The organism is Streptococcus sp. CL9.43 (assembly GCF_049737935.1).
Lineage (GTDB): Bacteria > Bacillota > Bacilli > Lactobacillales > Streptococcaceae > Streptococcus > Streptococcus infantis_I.
The window spans coordinates 1-5,195 of the sequence record NZ_JBKOTS010000010.1; the positions used below are offsets into that span (position 1 = coordinate 1).

The window sequence follows — 5,195 nt, forward strand, 5'->3', positions numbered from 1 at the left end:
AGCTAAGCGACTTCCATATCTCACAGGGGGCAACCCCCAACTACTTCCGGCGTTCTAGGGCTTAACTTCTGTGTTCGGCATGGGTACAGGTGTATCTCCTAGGCTATCGTCACTTAACTCTGAGTAATACCTACTCAAAATTGAATATCTATCAAATATCAAGAAAACCTTACGCTTTCGTATTCTCAGTTACTTTGGATAAGTCCTCGAGCTATTAGTATTAGTCCGCTACATGTGTCGCCACACTTCCACTTCTAACCTATCTACCTGATCATCTCTCAGGGCTCTTACTGATATAAAATCATGGGAAATCTCATCTTGAGGTGGGTTTCACACTTAGATGCTTTCAGCGTTTATCCCTTCCCTACATAGCTACCCAGCGATGCCTTTGGCAAGACAACTGGTACACCAGCGGTAAGTCCACTCTGGTCCTCTCGTACTAGGAGCAGATCCTCTCAAATTTCCTACGCCCGCGACGGATAGGGACCGAACTGTCTCACGACGTTCTGAACCCAGCTCGCGTGCCGCTTTAATGGGCGAACAGCCCAACCCTTGGGACCGACTACAGCCCCAGGATGCGACGAGCCGACATCGAGGTGCCAAACCTCCCCGTCGATGTGAACTCTTGGGGGAGATAAGCCTGTTATCCCCAGGGTAGCTTTTATCCGTTGAGCGATGGCCCTTCCATACGGAACCACCGGATCACTAAGCCCGACTTTCGTCCCTGCTCGAGTTGTAGCTCTCGCAGTCAAGCTCCCTTATACCTTTACACTCTGCGAATGATTTCCAACCATTCTGAGGGAACCTTTGGGCGCCTCCGTTACCTTTTAGGAGGCGACCGCCCCAGTCAAACTGCCCGTCAGACACTGTCTCCGATAGGGATCACCTATCCGGGTTAGAGTGGCCATAACACAAGGGTAGTATCCCAACATCGTCTCCTTCGAAACTGGCGTCCCGATCTCATAGACTCCTACCTATCCTGTACATGTGGTACAGACACTCAATATCAAACTGCAGTAAAGCTCCATGGGGTCTTTCCGTCCTGTCGCGGGTAACCTGCATCTTCACAGGTACTAAAATTTCACCGAGTCTCTCGTTGAGACAGTGCCCAAATCATTACGCCTTTCGTGCGGGTCGGAACTTACCCGACAAGGAATTTCGCTACCTTAGGACCGTTATAGTTACGGCCGCCGTTTACTGGGGCTTCAATTCATACCTTCGGATTACTCCTAAGCACTCCTCTTAACCTTCCAGCACCGGGCAGGCGTCACCCCCTATACATCATCTTACGATTTAGCAGAGAGCTGTGTTTTTGATAAACAGTTGCTTGGGCCTATTCACTGCGGCTGACTTAAAGTCAGCACCCCTTCTCCCGAAGTTACGGGGTCATTTTGCCGAGTTCCTTAACGAGAGTTCTCTCGCTCACCTGAGGCTACTCGCCTCGACTACCTGTGTCGGTTTGCGGTACGGGTAGAGTATGTTTAAACGCTAGAAGCTTTTCTTGGCAGTGTGACGTCACTAACTTCGCTACTAAACTTCGCTCCCCATCACAGCTCAATGTTATAGAATTAAGCATTTAACTCAATTCACACCTCACTGCTTAGACAGACACTTCCAATCGTCTGCTTTAGTTAGCCTACTGCGTCCCTCCATCACTACATACTCTAGTACAGGAATATCAACCTGTTGTCCATCGGATACACCTTTCGGTCTCTCCTTAGGTCCCGACTAACCCAGGGCGGACGAGCCTTCCCCTGGAAACCTTAGTCTTACGGTGGACAGGATTCTCACCTGTCTTTCGCTACTCATACCGGCATTCTCACTTCTATGCGTTCCAGCGCTCCTCACGGTACACCTTCTCCACACATAGAACGCTCTCCTACCATACCTATAAAGGTATCCACAGCTTCGGTAAATTGTTTTAGCCCCGGTACATTTTCGGCGCAGGGTCACTCGACTAGTGAGCTATTACGCACTCTTTGAATGAATAGCTGCTTCTAAGCTAACATCCTAGTTGTCTGTGCAACCCCACATCCTTTTCCACTTAACAATTATTTTGGGACCTTAGCTGGTGGTCTGGGCTGTTTCCCTTTCGACTACGGATCTTAGCACTCGCAGTCTGACTGCCGACCATAATTCATTGGCATTCGGAGTTTATCTGAGATTGGTAATCCGGGATGGACCCCTCACCCAAACAGTGCTCTACCTCCAAGAATCTCTAATGTCGACGCTAGCCCTAAAGCTATTTCGGAGAGAACCAGCTATCTCCAAGTTCGTTTGGAATTTCTCCGCTACCCACAAGTCATCCAAGCACTTTTCAACGTGCCCTGGTTCGGTCCTCCAGTGCGTCTTACCGCACCTTCAACCTGCTCATGGGTAGGTCACATGGTTTCGGGTCTACGACATAATACTAAAGCGCCCTATTCAGACTCGGTTTCCCTACGGCTCCGTCTCTTCAACTTAACCTCGCATCATATCGTAACTCGCCGGTTCATTCTACAAAAGGCACGCTCTCACCCATTAACGGGCTCGAACTTGTTGTAGGCACACGGTTTCAGGTTCTATTTCACTCCCCTCCCGGGGTGCTTTTCACCTTTCCCTCACGGTACTGGTTCACTATCGGTCACTAGGGAGTATTTAGGGTTGGGAGATGGTCCTCCCAGATTCCGACGAGATTTCACGTGTCTCGCCGTACTCAGGATACTGCTAGGTACAAAGACTATTTTAAATACGAGGCTCTCACTCTCTTTGGCTGACCTTCCCATGTCATTCTTCTATAGTCTTTGAGTCCACATTGCAGTCCTACAACCCCGAAGAGTAAACTCTTCGGTTTGCCCTCCTGCCGTTTCGCTCGCCGCTACTAAGGCAATCGCTTTTGCTTTCTCTTCCTGCAGCTACTTAGATGTTTCAGTTCACTGCGTCTTCCTCCTCATATCCTTAACAGATATGGGTAACAGGTAGTACCTGTTGGGTTCCCCCATTCGGAAATCCCTGGATCATCGCTTACTTACAGCTACCCAAGGCATATCGTCGTTTGTCACGTCCTTCTTCGGCTCCTAGTGCCAAGGCATCCACCGTGCGCCCTTATTAACTTAACCTTACTTTTTTGACCTTTCAGTCATAAACTCTTATTAATACTACAGCGTTTTCGGTTTATTTTCTTGTTACTATTTGATATAGATATTCAATTTTCAATGTGCATTACTTGGTGATCTCTCACCAATGGAGCCTAGCGGGATCGAACCGCTGACCTCCTGCGTGCAAAGCAGGCGCTCTCCCAGCTGAGCTAAGGCCCCACAAGACCTCTCAAGACTAAACAAGACCAATGTGCATTCCTTATCCTTAGAAAGGAGGTGATCCAGCCGCACCTTCCGATACGGCTACCTTGTTACGACTTCACCCCAATCATCTATCCCACCTTAGGCGGCTGGCTCCTAAAAGGTTACCTCACCGACTTCGGGTGTTACAAACTCTCGTGGTGTGACGGGCGGTGTGTACAAGGCCCGGGAACGTATTCACCGCGGCGTGCTGATCCGCGATTACTAGCGATTCCGACTTCATGTAGGCGAGTTGCAGCCTACAATCCGAACTGAGATTGGCTTTAAGAGATTAGCTTGCCGTCACCGGCTTGCGACTCGTTGTACCAACCATTGTAGCACGTGTGTAGCCCAGGTCATAAGGGGCATGATGATTTGACGTCATCCCCACCTTCCTCCGGTTTATTACCGGCAGTCTCGCTAGAGTGCCCAACTGAATGATGGCAACTAACAATAGGGGTTGCGCTCGTTGCGGGACTTAACCCAACATCTCACGACACGAGCTGACGACAACCATGCACCACCTGTCACCTCTGTCCCGAAGGAAAACTCTATCTCTAGAGCGGTCAGAGGGATGTCAAGACCTGGTAAGGTTCTTCGCGTTGCTTCGAATTAAACCACATGCTCCACCGCTTGTGCGGGCCCCCGTCAATTCCTTTGAGTTTCAACCTTGCGGTCGTACTCCCCAGGCGGAGTGCTTAATGCGTTAGCTACGGCACTAAACCCCGGAAAGGGTCTAACACCTAGCACTCATCGTTTACGGCGTGGACTACCAGGGTATCTAATCCTGTTTGCTCCCCACGCTTTCGAGCCTCAGCGTCAGTTACAAGCCAGAGAGCCGCTTTCGCCACCGGTGTTCCTCCATATATCTACGCATTTCACCGCTACACATGGAATTCCACTCTCCCCTCTTGCACTCAAGTTAAACAGTTTCCAAAGCGTACTATGGTTAAGCCACAGCCTTTAACTTCAGACTTATCTAACCGCCTGCGCTCGCTTTACGCCCAATAAATCCGGACAACGCTCGGGACCTACGTATTACCGCGGCTGCTGGCACGTAGTTAGCCGTCCCTTTCTGGTAAGATACCGTCACAGTGTGAACTTTCCACTCTCACACTCGTTCTTCTCTTACAACAGAGCTTTACGATCCGAAAACCTTCTTCACTCACGCGGCGTTGCTCGGTCAGACTTCCGTCCATTGCCGAAGATTCCCTACTGCTGCCTCCCGTAGGAGTCTGGGCCGTGTCTCAGTCCCAGTGTGGCCGATCACCCTCTCAGGTCGGCTATGTATCGTTGCCTTGGTGAGCCGTTACCTCACCAACTAGCTAATACAACGCAGGTCCATCTGGTAGTGGTGCAATTGCACCTTTCAAGCAGCTATCATGCGATATCTACTGTTATGCGGTATTAGCTATCGTTTCCAATAGTTATCCCCCGCTACCAGGCAGGTTACCTACGCGTTACTCACCCGTTCGCAACTCATCCGGAAAGAGCAAGCTCCTCCTTCAGCGTTCTACTTGCATGTATTAGGCACGCCGCCAGCGTTCGTCCTGAGCCAGGATCAAACTCTCATTAAAAGTTTGAGTTCTCACTCATTTCTGTCACTGACAGATTTATTGTTTTTTTCATTGTTCAGTACTATAACCTTAAGTTATAGTGCCCTGCACATTGGTTCGTCTTGTTCAGTTTTCAAAGGTCTTTGTCGCGCTTGCGACAACTATATTAGTATATCACAGTCACTTTTCTCTGTCAACAGGTTTTTTTAACTTTTTTAAATCCTATTTCCATCAACCGCGATACACCCATAGTCCGTACGGGATTCGAACCCGTGTTACCGCCGTGAAAAGGCGGTGTCTTAACCCCTTGACCAACGGACCT

At 49.6% G+C, this 5,195-nt stretch carries 2 tRNA genes and 3 rRNA genes; all 5 read right to left on the reverse strand.

Features of this window, described 5'->3' with window-relative positions:
- Position 1 precedes the first annotated feature (1 nt).
- The 5 genes from rrf to ACLNCS_RS08505 all read right to left on the reverse strand — a co-directional run bounded on the left by rrf (position 2) and on the right by ACLNCS_RS08505 (position 5,194).
- A 5S ribosomal RNA gene (rrf, locus tag ACLNCS_RS08485) occupies positions 2–117 on the reverse strand.
- Between the two features lie 77 nt (positions 118–194).
- A 23S ribosomal RNA gene (locus ACLNCS_RS08490) occupies positions 195–3,098 on the reverse strand.
- 125 nt (positions 3,099–3,223) lie between these two features.
- Positions 3,224–3,296, reverse strand: a tRNA-Ala gene (locus ACLNCS_RS08495).
- Between the two features lie 50 nt (positions 3,297–3,346).
- A 16S ribosomal RNA gene (locus ACLNCS_RS08500) occupies positions 3,347–4,894 on the reverse strand.
- The 16S, 23S and 5S rRNA genes sit together here with 2 tRNA genes alongside, the layout of an rRNA operon.
- A 228-nt stretch (positions 4,895–5,122) precedes the next feature.
- A tRNA-Glu gene (locus ACLNCS_RS08505) sits at positions 5,123–5,194 on the reverse strand.
- Position 5,195: the final 1 nt, after the last annotated feature.